The organism is Pseudomonas sp. NFPP25, assembly GCF_900116505.1.
In the GTDB taxonomy this organism is placed as follows: Bacteria; Pseudomonadota; Gammaproteobacteria; order Pseudomonadales; family Pseudomonadaceae; genus Aquipseudomonas; species Aquipseudomonas protegens.
The window spans coordinates 581,431-606,308 of the sequence record NZ_FPBG01000001.1; the positions used below are offsets into that span (position 1 = coordinate 581,431).

General features: G+C 65.0%; 14 protein-coding genes. 8 read left to right on the top strand and 6 right to left on the bottom strand.

Annotation, left to right across the window (positions count from 1 at the left end; all coding sequences use genetic code 11):
- Nucleotide 1: 1 nt before the first annotated feature.
- The 6 genes from BM382_RS02490 to BM382_RS02515 all read left to right on the top strand — a co-directional run bounded on the left by BM382_RS02490 (nucleotide 2) and on the right by BM382_RS02515 (nucleotide 11,964).
- Nucleotides 2–1,363 (top strand): TolC family outer membrane protein, encoded by a 1,362-nt coding sequence (locus BM382_RS02490; protein ID WP_053151831.1) that lies wholly within the window; start codon nucleotides 2–4, stop codon nucleotides 1,361–1,363.
- A 49-nt stretch (nucleotides 1,364–1,412) separates the two neighbouring features.
- On the top strand, nucleotides 1,413–3,098 hold the full coding sequence (locus BM382_RS02495; protein WP_072441716.1) for a polyurethane esterase B: 1,686 nt from the start codon (nucleotides 1,413–1,415) through the stop codon (nucleotides 3,096–3,098).
- 193 nt (nucleotides 3,099–3,291) lie between these two features.
- Nucleotides 3,292–6,270, top strand: a complete 2,979-nt coding sequence (locus BM382_RS02500; RefSeq protein WP_072441719.1) for an autotransporter serine peptidase EprS — start codon at nucleotides 3,292–3,294, stop codon at nucleotides 6,268–6,270.
- Between the two features lie 65 nt (nucleotides 6,271–6,335).
- Nucleotides 6,336–9,452 (top strand): autotransporter serine protease, encoded by a 3,117-nt coding sequence (locus tag BM382_RS02505; protein WP_072441721.1) that lies wholly within the window; start codon nucleotides 6,336–6,338, stop codon nucleotides 9,450–9,452.
- A 113-nt stretch (nucleotides 9,453–9,565) separates the two neighbouring features.
- A complete protein-coding gene (locus BM382_RS02510; RefSeq protein WP_072441723.1) occupies nucleotides 9,566–11,419 on the top strand; it encodes a polyurethane esterase A in 1,854 nt (617 codons plus the stop codon).
- Between the two features lie 164 nt (nucleotides 11,420–11,583).
- Nucleotides 11,584–11,964: a hypothetical protein gene (locus BM382_RS02515; RefSeq protein WP_041774262.1), complete on the top strand. Its 381-nt coding sequence runs from the start codon at nucleotides 11,584–11,586 to the stop codon at nucleotides 11,962–11,964.
- A 16-nt stretch (nucleotides 11,965–11,980) separates the two neighbouring features.
- Here BM382_RS02515 and BM382_RS02520 read toward each other — a convergent pair whose 3' ends face one another.
- Complete coding sequence (locus BM382_RS02520) at nucleotides 11,981–12,205, bottom strand: YgdI/YgdR family lipoprotein (RefSeq protein WP_011061484.1); 225 nt, start codon at nucleotides 12,203–12,205, stop codon at nucleotides 11,981–11,983.
- Between the two features lie 206 nt (nucleotides 12,206–12,411).
- Between BM382_RS02520 and BM382_RS02525 the strand changes: the two genes are divergently transcribed.
- Nucleotides 12,412–14,058: a VRR-NUC domain-containing protein gene (locus BM382_RS02525; protein WP_072441726.1), complete on the top strand. Its 1,647-nt coding sequence runs from the start codon at nucleotides 12,412–12,414 to the stop codon at nucleotides 14,056–14,058.
- The gene (locus BM382_RS02530) at nucleotides 14,055–16,331 is read left to right on the top strand and encodes an ATP-dependent DNA helicase (protein WP_072441728.1); all 2,277 of its coding nucleotides are present in this window, start codon (nucleotides 14,055–14,057) and stop codon (nucleotides 16,329–16,331) included. The genes BM382_RS02525 and BM382_RS02530 overlap by 4 nt, the downstream gene beginning before the upstream one ends.
- A 24-nt stretch (nucleotides 16,332–16,355) precedes the next feature.
- Here the strand turns inward: BM382_RS02530 and BM382_RS02535 are convergent, their stop codons facing one another.
- From BM382_RS02535 to BM382_RS02555, 5 genes are all read right to left on the bottom strand, one after another.
- The gene (locus tag BM382_RS02535) at nucleotides 16,356–16,763 is read right to left on the bottom strand and encodes a TIGR03067 domain-containing protein (RefSeq protein ID WP_015635749.1); all 408 of its coding nucleotides are present in this window, start codon (nucleotides 16,761–16,763) and stop codon (nucleotides 16,356–16,358) included.
- A gap of 26 nt (nucleotides 16,764–16,789) precedes the next feature.
- Entirely contained in the window at nucleotides 16,790–17,437 is a 648-nt protein-coding gene (locus tag BM382_RS02540) for a response regulator (protein ID WP_011061481.1), read from the bottom strand.
- A 74-nt stretch (nucleotides 17,438–17,511) separates the two neighbouring features.
- Complete coding sequence (locus tag BM382_RS02545) at nucleotides 17,512–20,691, bottom strand: hybrid sensor histidine kinase/response regulator (protein WP_072441731.1); 3,180 nt, start codon at nucleotides 20,689–20,691, stop codon at nucleotides 17,512–17,514.
- A gap of 106 nt (nucleotides 20,692–20,797) precedes the next feature.
- Nucleotides 20,798–21,988: a response regulator cyclic di-GMP phosphodiesterase PvrR gene (locus BM382_RS02550; RefSeq protein ID WP_072441733.1), complete on the bottom strand. Its 1,191-nt coding sequence runs from the start codon at nucleotides 21,986–21,988 to the stop codon at nucleotides 20,798–20,800.
- A complete protein-coding gene (locus BM382_RS02555; protein ID WP_011061478.1) occupies nucleotides 21,975–24,812 on the bottom strand; it encodes an ATP-binding protein in 2,838 nt (945 codons plus the stop codon). Before BM382_RS02555 ends, BM382_RS02550 begins: the two co-directional genes overlap by 14 nt.
- Nucleotides 24,813–24,878: the final 66 nt, after the last annotated feature.

The window sequence follows — 24,878 nt, forward strand, 5'->3', positions numbered from 1 at the left end:
GATGTCGCGTCGTATGAGTAAGCTTTCCATTCTCGCGGCGGCTCTGGCGCTGTTGGCCTGCCAGACGGCCCAGGCGGTGGGCCCGTTCCAGATCTACGAACAGGCCCTGCGCAACGACCCGGTGTTCCTCGGCGCCATCAAGGAACGCGACGCCGGCCTTGAAAATCGCGCCATCGGCCGTGCCGGGCTGCTGCCCAAGGTCGGCTACAGCTACAACAAGGGCCATAACAACTCCAAGGTCAGCTACCTGGATACGGTGCGCGGCACCATTACCGAAAAACGCAACTACGACAGCTACGGTTCGTCCCTGACCCTGCAGCAGCCGCTGATCGACTACGAGGCCTACGCCAATTACCGCAAGGGCGTGGCCCAGGCGCTGTTTGCCGACGAGAACTTTCGCGGCAAGAGCCAGGAGTTGCTGGTGCGGGTGCTGAGCTACTACACCAAGGCGCTGTTCGCCCAGGACCAGATCGACATCGCCCTGGCCAAGAAAAAGGCCTTCGAGCAGCAGTTCCAGCAGAACCGGCACATGTTCCAGCAGGGCGAGGGCACCCGCACCGACATCCTCGAAGCCGAGTCGCGCTACGAATTGGCCACCGCCGAAGAGATCGAAGCCCGGGACGAGCAGGACGCGGCGTTGCGCGAGCTGGCGGCCCTGACCGGCGAGCCGAACCTCGATGTGCGGGATCTGGACCCCTTGCAGGAAGACTTCCAGTCCTTCTCCCTGACCCCGGCCAACTACGACACCTGGCACGAGATGGCCCTGAGCAACAACCCGGTGCTGGCTTCCCAGCGCCAGCGGGTCGAGGTCGCGCGCTACGAGGTGGAACGCAACCGCGCCGGGCACCTGCCCAAGCTCAGCGCCTACGCCACCATGCGCCAGAACGAATCGGAAAGCGGCAACACCTACAACCAGCGCTACGACACCAACACCATCGGTATCGAAGTCAGCGTGCCGTTGTATGCCGGGGGCGGGGTCTCGGCCTCGACCCGCCAGGCCAGCCGCTCCATGGAACAGGCCGAGTACGAACTGGACGGCAAGACCCGGGAAACCCTGATTGAACTCCGCCGCCAATTCAGTGCCTGTCTATCGGGGGTGAGCAAGTTGCGGGCCTACCAGAAAGCCCTGACTTCGGCCGAGGCCCTGGTGGTCTCGACCAAGCAGAGCATCCTGGGGGGCGAACGGGTCAACCTCGATGCACTGAACGCCGAACAGCAGCTCTACACCACCCGCCGCGACCTGGCCCAGGCGCGCTATGACTACTTGATGGCCTGGACCAAGCTGCACTACTACGCAGGCACTCTGCGGGAAGAGGATCTGGCCAGGGTCGACGAGGCTTTCGGCCAGCGCGCGCAGCCTTAGGAGGCCTTGCCGACCGCAGGCTCAGGGACAATAAAAAAGAGGAATGAGCATGAGTATCTTCGATTACAAGACCGCCCTTGGCGGTGACGGCAAGGCCCTCTACAGCGAAGCCATTACTCTGGCGCTGTACGCCTCCACACCCACCGGCGAGGCGCTGCCGGGCACCGCCTGGCGCCCCATCAGCGCCAGCCAGCTGGGCTACCAGGGCAACATCAGCGCCCAGGGCACGATTTCCGGCGAGCAGGCGATTGTCAGCGACGCCCAGGTCGAGGTGCTGGGCAAATACGACGCGGCCGGGCAACTGCTGTCCATCGGCATCAGCTTTCGCGGCACCGACAGCCTCAAGGACGGTATCAACGACCTGCAGGCGGCCTTTGTGTCGGGCTTTGCCGACAACTACAGCCGCCTGGCCTTCGACAACCTGCTGGGCAAGGTGGCGGCCTTTGCTGCGGCCCAGGGCTTGAGCGGCAGCGATGTGCTGGTCACCGGCCACAGCCTGGGCGGCCTTGGGGTCAACAGCCTGGCGGCCATGAGCAGCGATCACTGGGGCGGCTTCTACCAGGACGCCAGCTACGTGGCCTTCGCTTCGCCGACCCAGAGCGCCAACAGCTCGCAGGTGCTGAACATCGGTTATGAAAACGACCCGGTGTTCCGCGCCCTGGACGGCACTCATTTCAACGCCTCGTCCCTGGGCACCCACGACAAGCCCCAGGAATCGGCGACCAACAACATCGTCAGCTTCACCGATCACTATTCATCGTTCCTGGGCAAGTTGATTCCCCAGAGCATCCTCAATCCGCAGTCCTGGTCGGCCCATAGTGCGGTGGACTACGCCGGCGGCCTCAACCGCCTGATCAACTCGGATTTCTATGACCTGACCAGCCGCGACTCCACCGTGGTTATTTCCAACCTGTCCGAGGGCAAGCGCGATCAGGTCTGGGTCAAGGACCTCAACCTGTACGCGGAAAAACACACCGGCAGCACCTTCATCATCGGCACCCAGAGCAACGACCTGCTGCACGGCGGCAAGGGCAACGACTACCTGGATGGCGGGGCCGGCGATGATCGCTTCCGCGATGACGGCGGCTACAACATCATCCATGGCGGGCAGGGCCATAACGTGCTGGAACTGCAACAGCCGCTGAAGAACTTTTCCATCGCCAATGACGGCGACGGCACCCTGTATATCCGTGATGCCTACGGCGGCATCAGCATGACCCGGGACGTCGGCGCCCTGGTCAGCCACGAGACCGGAAGCTGGTGGCAACTGTTCGGCAAGGACGTGAGCCACAGCGTCACCGCCGACGGCTTGCAGAACGGCAACCAGTGGACCGCCTACAACCATTCCCTCAACGGCGATGCCTACGGCAATGCGCTGGTAGCCAGCGTCGATGGCGACTGGCTGTTCGGCCATGGCGGCGATGACCTGCTGAGCAGCGACAAGGCCAACGTGACCTTCGTCGGCGGCACCGGCAACGACGTCATGCACTCCAGCGGTGGCGGGGGCAATACCTTCCTGTTCAGCGGCAACTTCGGCTTCGACCTGATCCACGGCTACCAGAACACCGACAAGCTGGTGTTCATGGGCGTGCCCGGGGTCGACGCCCATTACGACTACAGCCAGCATTTGTCGCAGAACGGCAACGACACCCTGCTCAGTGTCGGCGAGTTCTCGGTGACCCTGGTGGGGGTCGGCATGGACAGCCTTTCGGGCTCGGGCCTGGTCTTCGCCTGACCCTCACCGATATCCAGCGCTAGAGGCCCCGCAGCCCCCTGAAAAGGGCTGCGGCGGCGACAGCTTTGCCCGCAGCAGGCGCCCCTGGGCGTGGGGCGCGACCCCTCAAGGAGCCAGTCCCATGAAGTAAGCCGTGGTTGCTGATCGGTTACGGAAAGTCGATCCCAGAACAACAACAAGAGAAGTCATCAACATGGATGTGAATGTTCATCAGCTCAATGTGCTGGCGGCCGGGGTGTTCCTGGCGTTTGCCGCGAACCTGCCCGGTGGGGCCCAGGCGGCCTACCAGGAAACCGGTCGCCCCGGTGATGCCGCCAGCTGGCGCTCCGCCGAATACCTGCAGGACTGGGGCCTGGACCGGATGCAGGCGAACCAGGCCTACGCCGCCGGCCTTACCGGTAGCGGGGTCAAGATCGGTGCCCTGGATTCGGGCTTCGATGCGGCCCATGCCGAAGCCTCGTCCCTGCGCTTTCACCCGGTGATCGCCAGCGGCAACTACCAGGACGGCAGCGGGTTCCAGGTGTCCGGGGTGCTCAACGCCAACAACGACACCCACGGCACTCACGTCACTGGCACCATGGGCGCCGCCCGCGACGGCAACGGCATGCATGGGGTGGCCTTCAATGCCCAGGTCTACGTCGGCAACACCAACGGCAACGACAGCATGCTCTTCGGCCCGGGCCCCGACCCGCGCTATTTCCAGGCGGTGTACGGTGCCCTGGCCGACGCCGGGGTGCGGGTCATCAACAACAGCTGGGGCAGCCAGCCCAAGGACGTCAGCTACCAGACCCTCCAGGGCCTGCACGCCGCCTATGCCCAGCACTTCGGCCAGGACACCTGGCTCGACGCGGCGGCGCAGGTCTCGCGCCAGGGGGTGATCAACGTCTTCAGCGCCGGCAACAGCGGCTATGCCAATGCCAGCGTGCGATCGGCACTGCCGTATTTTCAGCCGGAGCTGGAAGGGCACTGGCTGGCGGTCTCGGGCCTGGATAAGAACAACCAGCAGAAATACAACCAGTGCGGGATCGCCAAGTACTGGTGCCTGGCCACGCCCGGCGCGGCCATCACCAGCACTGTGCCCGGGGGCGGCTACGCCACCTACAACGGCACTTCGATGGCCGCGCCCCATGCCACCGGGGCCCTGGCCCTGGTGATGGAGCGCTACCCCTATCTGGACAACCAGCAGGCCCTGCAGGTGCTGCTGACCACCGCCCGCCAGCTCGATGGCTCGCTGACCCAGGCCCCTGGCAGCCTGGTGGGCTGGGGCGTGCCGGACCTGGGCCGGGCATTGCACGGGCCCGGGCAGTTGCTGGGGGAACTCAAGGTCAACCTGGAGGCCGGGCAGGGCGATGTGTGGAGCAACGGCATCTCCGACCAGGCCCTGGCCCAGCGCCAGGTGGAGGATGCCGCCGAGCACCAGGCCTGGCAACAGACCCTCAAGGATCGTGGCTGGGAGCAGGGCCCGGGGGCCCAGGCCAGCCAGCAGGAACTGACCGACTACGCGGTCGGCATGGCCCGGGATGCGGCGGCCGCGCAGCGCCTGTACCAGGGCAGCCTGGTCAAGTCCGGGGCCGGCTGGCTGTTGCTCAGCGGTGACAGTAGCTATCGCGGGCCGACCACGGTCGATGGCGGGCTGCTGGTGGTCAATGGCAGCCTGGTATCCGCGGTCACGGTCAACAGTGGCGCGAGCCTGGGTGGCAGCGGGCAGGTCGCGGCGCTGACCGCGACCCGCGGCGCGCGCGTGGCCCCGGGCAACTCCATCGGCACCCTGAATGTGGCCGGCGATGTGAGTTTCCAGCCAGGTTCGACCTACGCCGTGGAGCTGTCGCCGACCGCCAGCGACCGTATCGTCGCCGGCGGCCGGGCGCATCTGGAGGGCGCCCAGCTCAGCCTGAGCCTGGAACACAACGCCAACCTGCTCAGCGCCGGGCAGGTCCGGGGGCTGGTCGGGCGCCAGTTCGACATTTTGCAGGCCGCGGGCGGTATCGATGGCCAGTTCGCCCTGGTGCAACCCAACTACCTGTTTCTCGGCGCGGTGGTCGATTACTCCGCCAGCGGCGTGCAACTGGGCCTGGTGCGCAGCGCCGCGACCTTTGCCAGCGTCGCCGCCAGCCCCAACCAGCGCGCGGTGGCCACGGCGGTGGAGCAGTTGGGCACGGCCGACCCGGTCTACGAAAGCCTGCTGCTGTCGGCCTCGCCGGCTTTGGCTCAAGGGGCGTTGCAACAGTTGTCCGGGGAGATCTACCCGGCCCTGGAGCAGACCCTGCTCAATCAGGGCCGCGACCTGCGCGAGGCCTTTGGCCAGCGCTTGCAGCGCCCGGGGCCAAATGCCGGGGAGGGCGAGGCGAGTTTCTGGATCAAGGGCCTGGGTGGGCAGGCGCGCACTGACGGCGACTCGGGCCACAGTTCCTACCAGGGCAAGGGCAGTGGGGTGCTGCTGGGGCTGGACCGCGACCTGGACGCGGACACGCGGGTCGGCCTGGCCGCCGGCTACAGCGACACCTCGCTGCGCATGGGCGGCGCCAGCCACTCCAGCGCGCAGATCGACAGCTACCACCTGGGCGCCTATGCCGGGCGCGACCTGGGCGACCTGCGCCTGAGCCTGGGGGCCAGCCACAGCTGGCATAGCGCCCAGGTGCGCCGCGACCTGCAATACGCCGAAGCCAGCGCCAAGCAGAAGGCCCGGATCGACGGCCGCAGCAGCCAGCTGTTCAGCGAGGCAGCGTATCGGCTGCAGCTACCGGCCCTGACGTTGGAGCCCTTCGCCAACCTGGCCTACCTGCACCTGCAGCGTGACGCCTTCCACGAGAAGGGCGACGCCGCTGCCCTGCGCGCCGGGGAGGACAGCGCCGAGGCCCTGCTGGGCAGCCTGGGGGCCCGGGGCCTGAAGCGGCTCAGCCTGAGCCGCGGCCAGCCCCTGGAGCTGTCCAGCAGCCTGGCCTGGCAGCACCGCCTGGGGCATGACACTTCCAGCCAGCACCTGGCATTCGCCAGCGGCGGCCCGAGCTTTGCCGTGGACAGCGCAAGCGCGTCCCGGGATGCGGCGCTACTGGGGCTTCAGGCGCGCCTTGGAGTCACCGCCCAGCTGGACCTGAGCCTGGATTACCAGGGCCAGCTGGGCAATGCCGAACAGTTCCACAACGTGGGGCTGAACCTCGACTGGCGCTTCTGAAGCGCCGGTCGCCATACCCCGGCGCAGAGCGTCGTCGCGCCGGTCGATTGCCCATACAACTAAGGATGGTCGTAGTGAAGCAGTTTCAACCTGGACAACCGCATCTTCGCAATACCCGCTCCGGATGGCCTCGCTGCCGGCAGCTACCCTGGGCGTACAGCCCGCTGGCCAGCGCCCTGGCCGGTTGCCTGGCCCTGGCCACTGGTGCCCAGGCGGCGCCCTATGTGGAAACCGGCAAGCTCGGCGACGCCGCCAGTTGGCGCAGCGCCGAATTCAAGGCCGACTGGGGCCTGGGGGCGATACATGCCGACAGTGCCTATGCCGCCGGCTACACCGGCCAGGGCATCAAGCTGGGGATCTTCGACCAGCCGGTGTATGCCCAGCACCCCGAGTTCGCCGGCAGCGACAAGGTCATCACCCTGGTGACCAGCGGCATCCGCCAGTACACCGATCCCTACATTCCGGTAAAGGCTGGAGACGCCTTCCGTTATGACGGCACGCCTTCGGTGGGCTCGGACGGCAAGCTCGGTTCCCACGGCACTCACGTGGGCGGTATCGCCGCCGGCAGCCGCGATGGTGGCGCCATGCATGGGGTGGCCTTCGACGCCCAGATCATCAGTGCCGAGAACGGCGACCCCGGCCCCGAGGACGGCATCATCCTGGGCAACGATGGGGCGGTGTACAAGGCCGGCTGGGACGGCCTGGTAGCCAGTGGCGCGCGGATCATCAACAACAGCTGGGGCATCGGCATCACCGACGCATTCGCCAAGGGCGGGCGCGATCCGGCGTTCCCGCACTTCGGCCTGAGTGACGCCCAGGCCCAGTTCAGCCAGATCCGGCCCTTGCTCGGCACCTTGCAAGGCGGTGCCTATGACGGTGCCATCAATGCGGCCCGCAGTGGCGTGCTGACCATCTTCGCCGCCGGCAACGACTACAACCTGAACAATCCGGACGCCATCGCCGGGCTGGGCTATTTCGTCCCGGAAATCGCCCCGCAGTGGCTGACAGTGGCGGCCTTGCAGCAGAACCCGGACACCAGCAGCGCAGAGCCTTACACCATCAGTACCTTTTCCTCACGCTGCGGCTACACCGCGAGCTTCTGTGTCTCGGCCCCGGGTACACGGATCTACAGCGCCGTGATCGGTGGCACCAGCCTGGAAGACATGACGGTCGGCTACGCCAACAAGAACGGCACCTCGATGGCCGCGCCCCATGCCGCCGGTGCGGCAGCGGTACTGATGGAGCGCTTTCCCTACATGGATGCGGCGCAGATCGCCGGGGTGCTGCGCACCACCGCCCGGGACATGGGCGCCCCGGGCATCGACGAGCTGTATGGCTGGGGCATGATCGACCTGCAAAAGGGCATTCGCGGCCCGGGCATGCTGGTCACCGAGCAGGACATCCCCCAGGAACTGCGGATCGATGGCGCCTATGGCTCGTCCCAGTGGGTAGCCAACCTGCCGGGGGTGGGAGCGCTGCTGGACGCCGGCAAGCCCACCCAGCGGCGCTGTACCCAGTTCAACTGCGGCTTCGACATCTGGAGCAACGACATCAGCGGCCATGGCGGCCTGACCAAGGAGGGCATCGGCACCCTGGTGCTCAGCGGCAACAACAGCTACGCCGGCCCGACCCTGGTCAACCAGGGCCGCCTGGCGGTCAACGGCAGCCTGACGTCGGCGGTGACGGTGAACCAGGGCGCAACTCTCGGCGGCAATGGCCGGATCGGCGGGCTGACGGCCAACGCCGGGGCCACGGTGGCCCCGGGCAACTCCATCGGCACCCTGAACGTGGCCGGCGACGTGACCTTCCAGCCGGGCTCGACCTACGCCGTGGAGGTGTCGCCGACCGCCAGCGACCGGATCGTCAGCAGCGGCCAAGTGACCATTGCCGGGGCCAACCTGGCCATGGTCCTGGAGCCTTCGGGCACTGGCAGCGGCAGCGTGCTGGGGCGCCAGTTCGACATCCTCGATGCGGCAGGGGGGATCCAGGGCAGCTTCGGCACGGTGCTGCCCAGCTACCTGTTCCTTGCCGGCAGCCTGGACTACTCGGCCACTGGTGTGCAGTTGGCGGTACAGCGCAGTGCACGCTCGTTCGCCAGTGTCGGCCTGACCGACAACCAGGTGTCGGTGGCGGCTGCCGCCGAGCAACTGGGGGCCGGCAGCCCGCTGTTCGAAAGCCTGCTGCTGGCGCCGACTGCCGCCAGTGCCCAGCAGGCCTTCCAGCAATTGTCCGGGGAGATCCACCCGGCGGTGGCCAGTGTCCTGATCAACCAGGGCCGTCACCTGCGCGACACCATGGGCGAGCGCCTGCGCCAGGACGCCGGGGCTGACGGCAACGGCACCCAGAGCCTTGATGAAGGCGCCTGGTTCAAGGTCCTGGGCGCCTGGGGCAAGGTCGATGGCGGGCATTCCCAGGCCGGCTACAACACCTCCATCGGCGGCTTGCTGGCCGGGGTGGATGGTGAAGTGGGCGAGGGCCGGCGCCTGGGGCTGTTCGGTGGCTACAGCGACAGTTCCCTGAACATGGGCGACGGTACCCATTCCTCGGCCAAGGTCGACAGCTACCACCTGGGGGCCTATGTCGGCCAGCAACTGGATGCCGTGCGCCTGAGTGTGGGCGGTTCCTACAGCTGGCACCGCATTGACGTCAAGCGCGAGTTGCAGTTTGCCGGGGAATCCGAGCGGCTCAAGACCAAGCGTGACGCCCAGAGCGCCCAGCTGTTCACCGAGGCCGCCTGGAGCCTGGACCTGCAACCCCTGGCGCTTGAACCCTTCGCTAACCTGGCTTATGTCAATGTGGCCAGCGACAGCTTCAAGGAGAAGGGCGGCGACGCGGCCTTGAGGGGCGCGGCTGACCACCGCGAGGCCTGGCTCACGACCCTGGGCCTGCGCGCTGGCCAACGCCTGCAACTGAGCTCGACCCGAAGCCTGGAGCTGTCGGCTACCCTGGGTTGGCAGCACCACCTGAGCCCCACCGATGCCACGATGAACCTGGGGTTCGTCGAGGGCGGGCAGGGCTTCAAGGTGCAGAGCCTGTCCCTGGATCGCGACGCCGCGGTCATTGGCGCCCGGGCCGGCATGGCCGTGGGCCGAGGGACTCGGGTCAACCTGGATTACAACGGGTTGCTGGGGGCCCGGGACAAGAGTCACGGGGTCGGCTTGACCCTGGACTGGCAGTTCTGAAGGCCGGGTAGCCAGCAGTCCCCCGGCCCTTCACCGAGTTGCCCGAGTCCCGCCATGGGGCTTGGGCGGCATGCGTTTGCTCTGACAATTCCAACAACAGAAGAGGCAATACCATGGGTGTGTTTGACTACAAGAACTTCACTGCAAGTGACTCCAAGGCGCTGTTTTCCGATGCGCTGGCGATCACCCTGTACTCCTACCACAACATCGACAACGGCTTTGCCGAGGGCTACCAGCACAACGGCTTCGGCCTGGGCCTGCCGGCGACCCTGGTCACGGCGCTGATCGGCAGCGGCAATTCCCAGGGGGTAATCCCCGGCATTCCCTGGAACCCCGACTCCGAGAAGGCCGCGCTGGATGCCCTGCACCAGGCCGGCTGGTCCACCATCAGCGCCCAGCAACTGGGCTACGACGGCAAGGTCGATGGCCGGGGAACCTTCTTTGGCGAGAAGGCCGGCTACGGCACGGCCCAGGTGGAAATCCTCGGCAAGTACGATGCCCAGGGCCACCTGGAGTCCATCGGCATTGCCTTTCGCGGCACCAGCGGGCCACGGGAATCGGTGATCAGTGACACCATCGGTGATGTGATCAACGACCTGCTGGCGGCCCTGGGGCCCAAGGACTATGCGAAGAATTATGCCGGCGAGGCGTTCGGCAAGCTGCTGGGAGATGTCGCGGCTTTCGCCCAGGCCAATGGCCTGTCGGGCAAGGATGTCCTGGTCAGCGGCCACAGCCTGGGCGGGCTGGGGGTCAACAGCCTGGCGGACCTGAGCAGCGAACGCTGGTCGGGGTTCTACAAGGACTCCAACTACATCGCCTACGCCTCGCCGACCCAGAGCGCCAGCGACAAGGTGCTGAACATCGGCTACGAGAACGACCCGGTGTTCCGCGCCCTGGACGGCTCAACCTTCAAACTGTCGTCCCTCGGGGTGCATGACGCCCACCAGGACTCGGCGACCAACAACATCGTCAACTTCAACGACCATTACGCCTCGACCCTGTGGAATGTGCTGCCGTTCTCGATCCTCAACATTCCCACCTGGCTCTCCCACCTGCCCACCGGCTACGGCGACGGCCTGACCCGGGTGCTGGAGTCGAAGTTCTACGACTTCACCAGCAAGGACTCCACCATCGTGGTAGCCAACCTGTCGGACCCGGCCCGGGCCAGTACCTGGGTCCAGGACCTCAACCGCAATGCCGAGACCCACAAGGGCAGCACCTTCATCATCGGCAGCGACGGCAACGACCTGATCCAGGGCGGCAGCGGCAACGACTACCTGGAAGGCCGGGCCGGCAACGATACGTTCCGCGACAGCGGCGGCTACAACATCATCCTCGGCGGCCAGGGCAGCAACACCCTGGACCTGCAGCAGTCGGTCAAGAACTACAGCTTTGCCAGCGACGGCGCCGGGACCCTGTACCTGCGCGACGCCAATGGCGGTATCAGCATGACCCGCGACATTGGCGCGATCCAGAGCAAGGAGCCGGGCTTTCTCTGGGGCCTGTTCAAGGACGATGTGATCCACCAGGTCACCGACCAGGGCCTCAATTCCGGCGGGCAGGTTACCCAGTACGCCTCGTCGGTCAGGGGCGATGCGGGCGACAACGTGCTCAAGGCCCATGCCGGCGGCGACTGGCTGTTCGGCCTGGACGGCAACGACCACCTGATCGGCGGCCAGGGCAACGACGTGTTCGTTGGCGGTGCCGGCAACGACCTGATGGAAGCCGGAGGCGGCAACAATACCTTTCTGTTCGCCGGGCATTTCGGCCAGGACCGCATCCTCGGCTACCAGGGTGGCGACAAGCTGGTGTTCATGGGGGTGAGCGGCGTGCTGCCGGACCAGGACTATCGGGCTCATGCCAGCAGCAGTGGTAACGACACGGTGCTGACCTTCGGCCAGGACTCGGTGACCCTGGTGGGGGTCAGCCTGGAGCACCTCAACGGTTCCGGCATCGTTCTCGCCTGATGCCGGCGCGGCGCGAGGCCTGCAATAGGCCTCGCACCGTTCATTGCCGGGGGAAAGTGACCTGCCAGTCGATTTGCGACTCCAATAGCGGTAAAGCTGAAACGTGTCAGCTCGTTAGTACAGGCAGGCATTCACGCTACGGCAATGACAGGAGAGTTTTGACGGTGAATAACAGCAAGAGGTATGCGAGCGGTGTGGTGCTGGCCCTGTGGGTGGCCATGGCATCCGCCGAGGAATTGCCTCACAGCTCGATTTTGAAGCGTTATGGGGTGACCCCGGACCAGTTGCCGGCCGGCCAGCCGGCGCCTGAAGTGAAGGAGGAGCCGGCCCCGAGCCGCTTCCATGTGCAACCCGAACAACCCTGGGCCCAGGTCCGTCTGGGGGACGACAAGAGGCCGGATACCACCGGCAACATCAGCATCGACAACGCCGAGGCCCGGGAGCGCGAGCGTTGCCAGCAGGTGCGTAACGAATTGTCCAGGCGCGGCAAGCCCCTGGGGATTTTCTGCGAGCCAGGGCAGGGGCCCTTTCCCTGGTCGCACTGACTTCAACCGCAGCGGATCACTTTTCCTGGCGGACGGTGGCTACATCGTCCGCCTTGACCCGGATGGTCTTGCCGGAAATGTCCTGGAATTCATAGAAGCCGTCGGCGGTCTTGGTCTTGGGCTGGTCCCGGGTCAGGTATTGGGTGCCGTTCTGCAGGGTCACCACAGTGGGCGAGGCGCAACCGGCCAAGGCCATGGCGCCGCAAGCGGCCAGAAACAATCCCAGGTTCTTCACTTTCATACAGACCTCTCATCAATGATGCGTACGCGCATTGGCGCCGGACACTATAGCCATGGGCCCTTGGTGTAGTGAAGACGACGAAAGTTCGCCAGGGAATTGTAAAAAACTTCGCTGTGCCATTTATCCAATAGTGTTTGCCAGACCCGGTCGCCGGCTGTTATCTGTATGCATAACCAGTATCCGATCAGCCGTGGCGCTTGCGTTCAGTGACTTCCAATCCCCTCGAAAACCCCCTCTATTACCTGCACAACTTCCGCCAGGTATTGAACTGGCTGCAGCTGCGCTATGCCGATGTGCTGAGCGCCGATGAACAGCGCTTCATCCTTGATTTCGCGCAACTGGCCGAGCCTTCCCAGGCCTTGCTGGTGCGCATGGTGATGCGCAAGGGCCGGCACTTTCGCCTGAGCAAGCTCAGCTACCCGGAGATCGGCGACAGCGCCGCGGCCCTGGAGCCGTTGCTGGCGCTGGGCTGGGTCGATGAGCAGGCGCCGCTCTGCCTGGAGGAACTGTTCGGCCTGCTGCAAAAGGCCGAGATCCTGCAGTGCTTCAACGGGCTTGCGGCCAAGGCCAGGAAAGACCAGTGGCTGGAAGAGCTAACCCAGCAGGGCCTGGCGCCCCAGGCATTCGCCCAGTGGTGCCCGGCGCTGCCAGACCGGCTCCTGAGCCTGACGCTGATGCCGCTGTGCGATCGCCTGCGCCTGATGTTCTTTGGCAACCTGTATCAGGACTGGTCGGAATTCGTCCTCGCGGACCTGGGCATCTACAGCTACGAGAAGGTCGAGATCAGTGCCGATGCCCGTGGCCTGCGCAGCCGCGAAGACGTGGACGGCTTCCTCTATCTGCATGAGTGCCAGGAAGCGTTCGAGGCCGGCGCCGAATTGCCCGAGGTGCTGGCGCACATTGCCCGCTTCCAGACCCTCAACCCCTGGCTGGAAAAACGCCGGGCCAAGCTGCTGTTTCAGCTCGGCCAGCAGTGCGAGCGCCTGGCGCAGTGGGCGCTGGCCCGGCAGATCTACCAGGAGTGCGCCTACCCGGGCGCGCGATCGCGATTGATCCGGGTGCTGGAGCGCAGCGCCGAATACCAGGCCGCCCTGGCGCTGGCCGAGCAGGCCGCTGCCGCGCCCGAGAGCGCCGCCGAGGCCCAGCATCTGCTGCGGATCATGCCCCGGCTGCGGCGCAAACTGGGCGGGCCGCCGGCGCCCCGGGCGGCCAACCGCGAGGTGCAGCGCCTGGACCTGTGCCTGGCGCGTGACGCCGACGGCCTGGCGGTGGAACTGCATGTCCAGGCCCATCTGCACCAGCCCCAGGCGCCGGTGCACTACGTGGAGAACAGCCTGATCAATTCGCTGTTCGGCCTGTTGTGCTGGCCGGCGATCTTTGCCCCCTTGCCCGGTGCGTTTTTCCACCCGTTCCAGCGTGGGCCGGTGGACCTGTTCAGCGAAGACTTCCATCAGCGGCGCAGCGAACTGTTCCAGGCCTGCCTGGCAGAACTCGACGATGGCCGTTACCGGCAGAGCATCCGCCAGCGCTTCGTGGCCAAGTGGGGGTTGCAGTCGCCCTTCGTGTTCTGGGGCGCGCTGAGCGAAGAGTTGCTCGATCAGGCCCTCGACTGCCTGCCCGCCGAGCACCTGAAACACTGGTTCCAGCGCCTGCTGCTGGACATCAAGGCCAACCGCGCCGGCATGCCGGATCTGATCCAGTTCTGGCCCGAGCAGAAGCGCTACCGGATGATCGAGGTCAAGGGCCCGGGGGATCGCTTGCAGGACAACCAGCTGCGCTGGCTGGATTTCTGCCAGGAACATCGGATGCCGGTGGCGGTGTGCTACGTGCAGTGGCAGGACTCCAGCACGTGAGTTATCGCATCGCGGTGCGCGCCCTGTGCGAATTCAGCGCCAAGGCCGGCGATCTGGACCTGCGCTTCACCCCATCGCCCACGGCGCTGGAGGGCATTGCCGGGCACCGTACCGTGGCTTCGCGACGCAACCCCGGCTACCAGAGTGAAGTGGCCCTGGAGGGGCGATACGCCGAGCTCTTGGTCAAGGGCAGGGCGGACGGCTACGACCCGGCGCAGAACCTGCTGGAGGAGATCAAGACCTACCGTGGCGACCTTGAGCGCATGCCCGACAACCATCGGCAATTGCACTGGGCCCAGGCCAAGGTCTATGGCTGGCTGCTGTGCCAGAGCCTGCAACTGCCGAGCATCCGTGTCTCGCTGGTGTATTTCGATGTGCTCAGCGAAGGCGAAACCGCGCTGGTGCAAGAGCACAGCGCCGAGGCGCTCGAAGAGTTCTTCAATCGCCAGTGCGCGCTGTTCCTGCACTGGGCGCAACAGCAAATGCACCATCGCGCGACCCGGGACCAGGCCACCCGGGACCTGCGCTTTCCCCACGCCGAGTTTCGTCGCGGCCAGCGCCCGCTCGCCGAGTCGGTGTACAAGGCGGTGAGCACCGGGCGCTGCCTGCTGGCCCAGGCCCCCACCGGCATCGGCAAGACCCTGGGCACGATCTTTCCCATGCTCAAGGCCATGGCTGCGCAGCAGCTGGACACACTGCTGTTTCTCACCGCCAAGACCCCGGGCCGGCAACTGGCCCTGGATGCCGCCCGGGTGCTGTTCTCAGGGGTGCCGGGGCTGGCGTTGCGGGTGCTGGAGCTGGTGGCCCGGGACAAGGCCTGCGAACACCTGGACAAGGCCTGTCACGGCGAGTCCTGCCCGCTGGCCAAGGGCTTTTACGACCGCCTGCCGGCGGCACGCCAGGCCGCCAGCCAGGTGCCATTGCTGGATCGTCAGGCGCTGCGCGAGGTGGCCCTGGAGCATCAGGTCTGCCCCTACTACCTGAGCCAGGAAATGGCTCGCTGGAGTGACCTGGTGGTGGCCGACTACAACTACTACTTCGACTTCAGCGCCTTGCTCTTCGGCCTGGCCCAGGCCAACCAGTGGCAGGTGGCGGTGCTGGTGGACGAGGCCCACAACCTGGTGGAGCGCGGGCGTGGCATGTACAGCGCGAGCCTGGACCAGCAGCAATTGGCGAGCGTGCGCAGCAGCGCGCCCCAGGCCTTGAAGAGCCCGTTGCAGCGGCTCAATCGCGAGTGGAATGCCTTGCACAAGGAGCAGGTGGCCGAGTATCAGGCCTATGCACATCTACCTGCCGCGCTGCTCAAGGCCCTGGCCCTGTGCGTAGCGGCCCTGGGGGACTATTTCAACGAACAGCCCCGGGGCCTGGACAGCGGTTTGCAGGGCCTGTATTTCGAACTGCTGCAGTTTGCCCGGGTGGCGGAGCTGTTCGATGAGCAGCAGTTCATCTTCGACATCAGCAAGCGCGCCCTGGGCGCCAAGCGCAGCCTGTCGCGCCTGAACCTGCGCAATGTGGTACCGGCGGCGCTGCTGGGGCCACGGTTGGCGGCGGCCCGCAGTACGGTGCTGTTCTCCGCCACCCTCAATCCCCGAGGTTACTACGCTGACCTGCTGGGGCTGCCGGACAACACCGTGTGGCTGGATGTGGAATCGCCGTTCGACGCCGGGCAGCTGGAGGTGCAGATTGTCAGCCGCATTTCTACCCGCTATGCCCACCGGCAGGCTTCCCTGGCGCCGATTGTCGAGCTGATGGCCCGGCAGTTCGCGGCGCGCCCGGGCAACTACCTGGCGTTCTTCAGCAGCTTCGACTACCTGCAACAGGTGGCCGGGTTACTGGCGCGCGAGCACCCGGACATTGTGCTCTGGTGCCAGTCCCGAGGCATGGACGAGGCTTCGCGCCAGGACTTTCTCCAGCAGTTTCGCCCAGAGGGGCAGGGTATCGGTTTCGCCGTACTCGGCGGTGCTTTCGGCGAGGGCATCGACCTGCCGGGGTCGAAACTCATCGGGGCCTTTGTCGCCACTCTCGGCCTGCCCCAGCTCAACCCGCTGAACGAGCAGATGAAACAGCGCATGGCGGCGCTGTTCGGCTCCGGCTATGACTACACCTACCTGTACCCGGGCCTGCAGAAAGTGGTGCAGGCGGCAGGACGGGTGATCCGTGGCCAGTCCGACCGTGGGGTGCTGGTGCTGATCGATGATCGCTTTGCCGAACCCAGGGTCCGCCAGCTGCTACCGAGCTGGTGGGCCCTGGACGCGCCGCCGGCTGGCGGCTAGGCCGGGCAGGAGGGGTGCGCCGGTTCAGGCCTGGCGAGCGCGGACAAAACGGCGCAGGGTCTGGCCCGGGCCCGTGCGGAAATGGCTTGGCCGGGGTTGGCCGGCATCGGCGGCGATGAATACGAACTCATCGTCGCTCAGCTGGTAGCTGGCCGGCAGCGCCTGGCCGGCGTCTGCGCCCATGGAGTCGGTCCAGGTGATCGACTTGGGATGGGTGCTGCTGTCGAGGGTAAAGGTGCCGGCCAGCAGCAGTTCACCGGCCGGGGTCACCACGCGAAAATCCTGCCCTTCGATAAAGGTCAGGGCGCCGGGGGCGCTGTGTTCGTCCGGTGGGTTGAGCACGCCGCTGTCTTCCATCGCGATCTGTTCCCAGGCCCCTTGCAAGCGTTGCAGCTCCAGCAGGTCGGCGGCTTCGGGTGAAATCAAATCCATTTTCAGGCAGTTCCTTGGGCTGGAAATCAGTTGAATATATTGCGGCCAATGCAGTAGGTCAGTAGGTCCTGGTCGCTCTGCACCTCCAGTTTACGCATGGCGGAGATCTTCTGCGCGCTGATGGTCTTGGCGCTGCGGTTCTGGCTGCGGGCGATCTCGCTGACACTCTTGCCGGAAACGAACAGGCGCAGAATCTCGAATTCCTTGGGCGACAGGGTGGAGATGCGCTCGTCGATGGCGACATTGGATTCCAGCACCGAATTGGGGGCCGGCTCCAGGCTGCGATACACGGCTTTCTGGGCAATGGCCTTGAGGGCGATCTGGATTTCCTCGTGCAACTGGCTCTTCTGGATCACCCCGACCACACCCAACTCCCGCAGGCGGGTGAGGATCAACTGATTGGAAATCATGGTCAGGATCAGGATCTGCACGTGCGGGAAGTTGCGCTTGAGGTATTCCACCAGCTTCAGGCCATCACCGTAGGGCGAGTCCCCGGGCATGTTGTAGTCGGTGATGACCACATCCACCTGGCAGCTTTCCAGCTTCTGGATCAGGCCTTGGGAAGACAGGGTTTCGCCGACGATCTCGAAGCGCTCATCACGCTCCATCAGCTCACGCACACCGAGCAACACGATAGGGTGATCGTCAGCGATGACTACTTTCAGTTTTTCCATGGCAAACACACCCGTGCAATACGCAATTTAGTAAAGGAGCTAGGGACCGTCGGTACATTAAACCCAGCAGGCCATTATTCAAGGGGCAACAGGAGTCTGGACAAGCGTTGCATCAGTTGCCTGGCCTGGGCTTGCAAATCCGCAGTCAGAGCACCTTCCAGCAATCGGCACTCCAGTTCGGCGCACGCCTTGGCCAGTGGGGCTGCCTGCACCGCCCCCATGGCGCCGGCGATGCTGTGCAGTCGTGCGGCGGCGATCTTGCCGGCGCCGCTGTCCAGCGCCTCGGCCAGCCGCCGCAGATCCTCGTGCATGGTACTGAGAAACAGCGGGCGCATTTTCTCGGTGACTTGAATCCGGTCGCCTTGCGCTGTGTCGGGGGGAGGCCGGGACGGTGCGGCCGGCGGAATGCTGGGCGCTGCGGTCGCGGTGCTGGTGGGGCACAACTTCGACAGATGCCCTCGCAGGGTCTGCAGGTTCATGGGTTTGACTATCCAGGTGTTCATGCCGGCGGCGAGGCAGCGGATGCCTTCCTCGCGCAATGCATTGGCGGTGACACCGATGATCGGCAGTTGCGGGTCGCGGCGACGCAGCTCCCGCGCCAACTCGTAGCCGTTCATGAGTGGCATATTGACGTCGGTGATCACGATGTCGAAGCGCTGTGGCTGCCAGTGTTCCAGGGCCTGCTTGCCATTGGCCGACAGGGTCACCTGGCAGCCCAGGGCCTGTAGTTGTTCCTTGATGATTGCCTGGTTGATCGGGCTATGTTTGGCCACCAGGATGCGCAGGTTCAGTTGGCCCATGCGGCCGGCTCTGTGCTGTGCCTGGTACAGGGGCAGGCCCTGGTGGGCCAGCACCGCGGCCTGGGCGATGGCGCGAATATCGTGGGCGTCGACCTGCCAGGAGGTGGCCTGCGGCAGGCGGCCACTACGGCCCCCGGAGACGGCACTGACGCATGGGCCAGGCCAGGAGGCCAGGCCATCCCGGGGCAGCATGTCGATGAGCACGCCAGTCTGCGGCTCGTCGTTCCAGCCGAGGGGGGCCGGATAGGCCGGCACTCCCAGGCGGCCGAGCCAGTCACAGGTGTTTTTCAGCAACTCCGGCACCGGAGCCCGGACATACACCGGCGCACCTTCGGGCCATGGCAGCAATGGCGGCAGCCCTCCTGGCAGGCAGCGCAGCGTCAGGCGCAGAGAGAAACTACTGCCCAGCCCCGGCTCGCTGGTCACCTGCATCTGCCCACCCATCATCTGGCACAGGCGCTCGCAGATCGCCAGCCCGAGGCCGGCCCCGGCTTCGTTGGAGGCGTCGCGTACCTGGAAGAAGGGGACGAACAGCTGGGGTTGCTGCTGGGCTGAAATGCCGATCCCGGTATCGGTGACCTGCCATTCGATACGGGCTTGCTGGTCCCGCAACTCCAGCACCCGGACCCGCAACACCACCCGGCCGCTGTCGGTGAACTTGATCGCATTGCTCAACAGGTTGTTGAGAATCTGGCTGATTCGCGCGGCGTCCCCCAGCAACAGGTCCGGCAGGTTGGGGTCGATGCAGGCATAGAACAGCAGGCCGCGCCGCTGGGCAGAGGCAGCGTGAGCGTGCAAGACATCCTCCAGCATGTCCAGCGGGCAGAACTCCAGCGGATCGATGCTCATTTGCCCGGCCTCGATCCTGGAGACGTCGAGCACATCGCTGATCAACTGGAACAGGGTGCTGGAGGAGCGCTGGATGGTCTGCAGGTAGTCGCTCTGGCGGCTGTCCAGGCGGGTCAGGCCGAGCAGTTCCAGGGTGCCGAGCACGCCGTACAGCGGGGTGCGGATTTCATGGCTCATGGTGGCCAGGAACAGGGTCTTGGCGGCATTGGCGGCGTCCGCCGAGCGCCTGGCCCGGTCCAGCGCCCTGGCATCTTCCACATGCCGAGTGACATCGTTGAAGGTACACACCAGCACATCCTGGCGTTGGTAGCGGGTCGAGACGAACTCTACCTGCAGGTAGCGCCCGTCGATGTCGAGGCTGGTTTCGCCGCCGTCGATCAGGCTGCGGTCCTGTGCCAGCCGAGACAGCAGTTGCGCCGTGCCTTGCCATTGCTCGGCCTGACGGTTCTGCAGGATTACCTGGAGGTTGTCGCGGCTCACCACGCATAGCCCCGAGGGAACGGTGTCGATGACCACACGGTTGAAGTCTTCGCTTTCATTGAGGCATTGCTGCGCCCGTTGCGCCGGGACCACCACCTTGTTGCGGTACCAGCGGCTGGCGGCCCAGCCGCAGGCGATGCTGCCTACCCCGAGGGCCAGCAGGCTCAGCATGGCCCACAGTGCGTAGTCGAGGTAGTTCCTGTAGCTGATGGCATAGAGCCCGGTCCACAGCTGCGGAGTCTGGCTGGTCACCTTGACGATCATCCCCTGTAGGCCGAAGTTGAGGCCTTCACCCAGCACGTCGGCAGGCGCCGGGTCGCCGGTGAGGGCGGTGCCGGAAGGCTCGATGAGGGTGAAGTCGTCGTAGATCGACCAGTGTCTGGTGTGCTCGAGGTGATTGAGGTCATCCAGGCTCAGCAGTGACGCGACCACGCTCCAGTCGTTGCCTCCCTGGACATCCAGCGGTGGAGCCGGCTCATGCAGGTTGATGTACGCCAGGAACCTGGTCGGTAGAGCTTCCGACGCGGGCGGCCTGTACTGTTGCCAATGGATCTGGTGGTCGGCAAAGCCGTCGCTCTTCACGAGCTGCTGGTGCAGCACCTGGTCTGCCACCCCGATGTCGGGCGCGGTGTTTCCCTCGGGGTGGCTGATGTCGAAATGGCCGAAGGTGTTGAACACAAAGGTTCGCGGAGCGACATGCTGCGAGCCTGACCAGAAGGCGCTGTAGAAGCTCGACAGCTGTAGCCCCAGGGCGAACACCCTGGGCAGCTCGCCGGCCGCTGGCTGCTGGGGGGACAAGCTCAGGCTGAAGGGCGTTGCGAAGGGGGATTGCTGGCCTGCGGTGGGCGGGAAGGCTTGCAGGTTCAGGTGATGAGGGGCGTCGAGGCTCAGGGCGTCGATCGAATGGCGCGCGGCCAGGCGTTTGAGAAACAGCTCCTGCTCCTGGATGTTCTCCATCAGTTGGGCGAAATGTAAGCGCACGTTGCTGTTCTGTTCATCGAACAGACGCTCGAGGGTCCAGTACAGGGTGGCGAACAGCAGCAGCGCCAGGCCCAGCAGTATGCCCATGTTCAATCGGGGCAAGCTGCGAGCCAGGTTCTGCAGCAAGGTGCTGCTTTCTTTCATCACTGATTTCCCAAACACATATAAGGGCCCTGCCGAGATTCCTATCTCTGGGGCAGGACCGTCAGCGATGAGTGACTGTTGCGCGGGCAGGCAATGGGTTCATCGGTTAATACACCGTGGCCGGCCCGTCTTGGGCCAGCAGTTGCTGAAACTGTTGCGAGGAGACCGCATGGGAAATCAGGAAGCCCTGCACCTGGGTGCAGTCGATCTTGCGCAACAGAGCCAGTTCGTGGGCGCTTTCCACGCCTTCGGCGACGACCGTCAGGCCCAGTTGCCGGCCCAGGGCGATGATGCAGGTCAGGGCCTGGGCTATTTCTTCATTGTTGTGACAGCCCTGGACCAGCCCCCGGTCGATCTTCAATTCGGTGAAGGGTGTCGATACCAGGTTCATGTAGGAGCTGTAGCCCTTGCCGAAGTCGTCCTGGGACAGGCCGAAGCCCTTGATGCGCAGGCGGCAGGCTCCGGCGTAGAAGTTGCTGATGTGCTCCGGGGTCGAACATTCCATGAGTTCGAAGCAGATCCTGGCCGGCATACCGTTGTGCTGGATCACGAAGTCGTACAGGCGGTCGGCCAGGTCGGCGCTGTTGAGCAGGTGGGTCGGCAGGTTGATGGACACCGGGATGTCATAGCCGTCTTCGCGCCAGTGCACCTGGGCCTCAAGGGCCTGCTCCAGGATCAGCCACAGTAGTTCTTCTTCGAGGCGGGCCACGGTGAGTGCCGGCAGGAAGTCGCAAGGCAGGAGCATGCCGTGTTGTGGGTGGATCCAGCGCACCAGGGCTTCGGCGGCGACGATGCGACCGTTGTTCAAGGCTTTCTTGGGTTGGAACCAGGCCTGGATCTGCCCGTTGCGCAGGGCTTCACGCAGGGTCTCTGGGCTGCATTCGACCCCGATCTGTGGGGGGCTGCTGTCATTGGCGAGCCCTGGCAACTGAGCGGTGAGTGCACGCAGTGCAGCCAGGTTCACGGGTTTGGAAATCAACCCGATGACCTTCAGCCCCAGGTTGCGGGCCACCAGGCTGGCGCCCATCAGCATGCGCCGGGATGACGCACTCATGATCGCCAGGGCCGGGCGCACGCGATGGGTGGCCAGGCTCTGGATGAACTGCACGCCATCCATGCCGGGCATCAGCAGGTCTGTCAGTACCAGGTCGAAGTGCCGCTGCTTGAGGCGTTCCAGCGCTTCTTTGCCGCTGCTTGCCACCTCCAGCTGGTAGGGCCCCAGCTCGTTGAACAAGTGTTGCAGGTACATGTACTGAAACGGCTGATCTTCGACGATCAAAATGCTACAGGACTTCATGGGGGGCTCTTTCATAGGGCGCCAGATAGTTGAACAACGCTCTTAATGCAAAGGGCTTCACCAGGCAGTGGTTCATCCCGGCTGCAAGACAGAGCTCTTCTTCTCCGCGCATTGCATTGGCCGTTGCCCCGATGATGGGGATCGAACAGCCTTGACGCCGAAGCTCCTGGGCCAGTTCATAACCGTTGAGTTTCGGCATGTTCACATCGGTCAGCACAACGTTGAAACGACCGGCCTTCCAGATGCAGAGGGCCTCTTCACCGTTCGAGGCCAGCTCCACGCTGCACCCCAGTTCTTCCAGTTGGTCCTTGAGGATCAACTGGTTGATCACGTTGTCTTCGGCCACCAGGACATGCAGGCTGAGCTTTTTCAGCTCGCGGTGATCGGAGTGATCCTCGCTCTGGGCCACCCAGACCCCCTGGGCCTGGCTGACGGCCTGATGGATCGCCCGCAGGTTGTTGGTGTTGATCTGCCAACTGCCGCCGTCGATCCGCGGTTCGTTATGGCCATCGCCGCTGGCGAGCACCAGGGGGCCCTGCCAGTCGGGTTCCAGGCGCTGCTCCACGCTGCCGGGGTGTAGTTCGATCAGTACGTTGCCCCGGGCCCGGTCGGACGGGCTCGGCAGGCTGAACTGGGCCCGGGCACCCCAGCGGCGCAGCCAGCCAGCCACCGATTCGGCCAGTTCACGCACCGGGGACACCACATAGACCATCTCCGGCAGCAATGGGCTGATCAGCGGGGTGTCGCCCTGCACGGCAGAGGCCTCCAGCGGCAGAGTCAGGGTGAAGCTGCTGCCCAGGCCGAGCTCGCTGACCATGCGGATATTGCCGTTCATCAATTGGGTCAGGCGCTGGCAGATCGGCAAGCCCAGGCCGGTGCCGGCGATCACGTTGGTGTTGCCTTCGGTCTGGTAGAAGGGCTCGAAGATCAGTGTCTGGTCGTCCTGGGCAATGCCCCGGCCGGTGTCGGAAACCTGCCAGAGGATGTTGCTGCGCTCGCCATCGCGGCTTTCGGTGCGGACCCGCAGGACAATGCGCCCGGTATCGGTGAACTTGACCGCGTTGTTCAGCAGGTTGCTGAGGATCTGGCGGATCCGGGTGACATCGCCGAGCAGGATCTCCGGCAACTGCGGGTCGACACAGGCATAGAACTGCAGGCCCTTGGCCTGGGCGGCCGCCGCGTAGCCCTGGATGATCTCGTGCACCAGATCCAGGGAGGAGAATTCGCTGAGCTCCAGGGCCAGTTGCCCGGCTTCGATCTTGGACACGTCGAGCACGTCGCAGATCAACTGCAGCAGCGTACCGGAAGAGCCTTCTATGGCTTGCAGGTAATCCTTCTGCTGGTTGTCTAGCTGGGTCCGCGACAGCAGCTCCAGGGTGCCGAGCACGCCATACAGTGGCGTGCGGATCTCGTGGCTCATGGTGGCCAGGAACAGGGTCTTGGCTTCATTGGCGGTATCGGCCAGGCGCTTGGCTTCTTCCAGCGCCGCCTCGATCTGCTTGCGAGCGCTGATATCGCTGAAGGCGCAGAACAGCACGTCCTCACCGTTGTAGCGAGTGGGGGCGGAGCTGAGGTACAGATGGCGCCCGTCGGCGGTTTCAAAGTAGTCCGAGCTGTTGGGGCGGGCCGGGTCGAAGGCCTGCTCGATCCACCCGGAACACAGCTGGTCGCGTTCGCTGCCGTTGCCCAGCCATTGCTGGGACAGGGTGTTTTCCAGCACCACCCGGCCATCGCTGCGGCGCAATACACAGAGTGCCACCGGGGCGATCTGGATCACGTCGCGGCTGAAGGCCTCGCTTTCGACCAGGGCCTGGATCCGGTGCAGGGCGGGGGCGATCAGGCGCACTTCGACCCAGTGGGTCAGCAGGCCGATCAGAGCCATGCCGGTCAGGCTGATGAGCAGCGCCGCCAGCAACTGCGGCCAGAGGCTCTTGAGCAGGTTCTGCAGGTCGAAGGAGTACACCAGCTGCCAGTCGGTAGCCCCCAGCTGCTTGCGGATCACCAGATGGTCGGGCCACCAGCGGCCGCCGAGAAAGCCGAAGAAACTGCCGCCCTGGACGTGGCGTACGTCGGCGCTCAGTCGGGCACTGGGCGCACTGCTGAAAATCAGCCCGCCCTGGGAATTGAACATCATGAAATCCCCGGCGCTCTGGTCGCTGAGGGCGGCGGAGACGCTCTTGCCGTCCATCTCCAGTCCAAGCCAGCCGGAGTGGGCGAAGCGTTCGTCAAGGCGAGTGAAGATGTACAGATGGGCGCCCGCCGCGGAGTTGTCCATCAGCCAAAGTTCTTCGCCGACAGGGATCTGCTCGGGCTTCAGAGCGATCAGCTTGTCCAGCAACCCGCCGGGCAGATCGCTGGTCTGTGGCCGGGTGCTGAACAGGCGTTGCACCTGCAGATCGCGGGTGCCGGGAATGTAGAGCAGGTTCAGTTGCTTGTTTTGCAGGTAGTTGCGCATGCGCAGGGTCAGCCAGATCCCCCACTGGTTGCCCTGCGGTCCACCCAGTTGCAGGTACGTCTCTTCTTGGGAGGCACCGCTGGCGCCTGGGGGGCTGATATGTTCCCCAGGGTCGTAGACCGCCGCCAGGCTCAGGCTTTCCAACAGGGCCGAGCGGCTGGTGAAGAATGCCTGGGCCTCGGCAATGGCGCTGCTCATGTAGCTTTGCCGTTGTGAGAGTTCGTTGTGCAGGCTGGAGCGAAGAAAGTTGTAGACCGCGCCGAACAGGCCGACCAGAAAAATCAGCGCCACGACACGAAGCAGCCGGCGGGCTGCTTCAGGACTGGAAAATAGGGGATTGATCTGATGCAGGTAGCTTTTTAATCTCATGCGCCAACTGTAATTGGGGGCATGCCAAGCAGGGATCAGACAATTCTTAAATCGCCGGGTACAAAG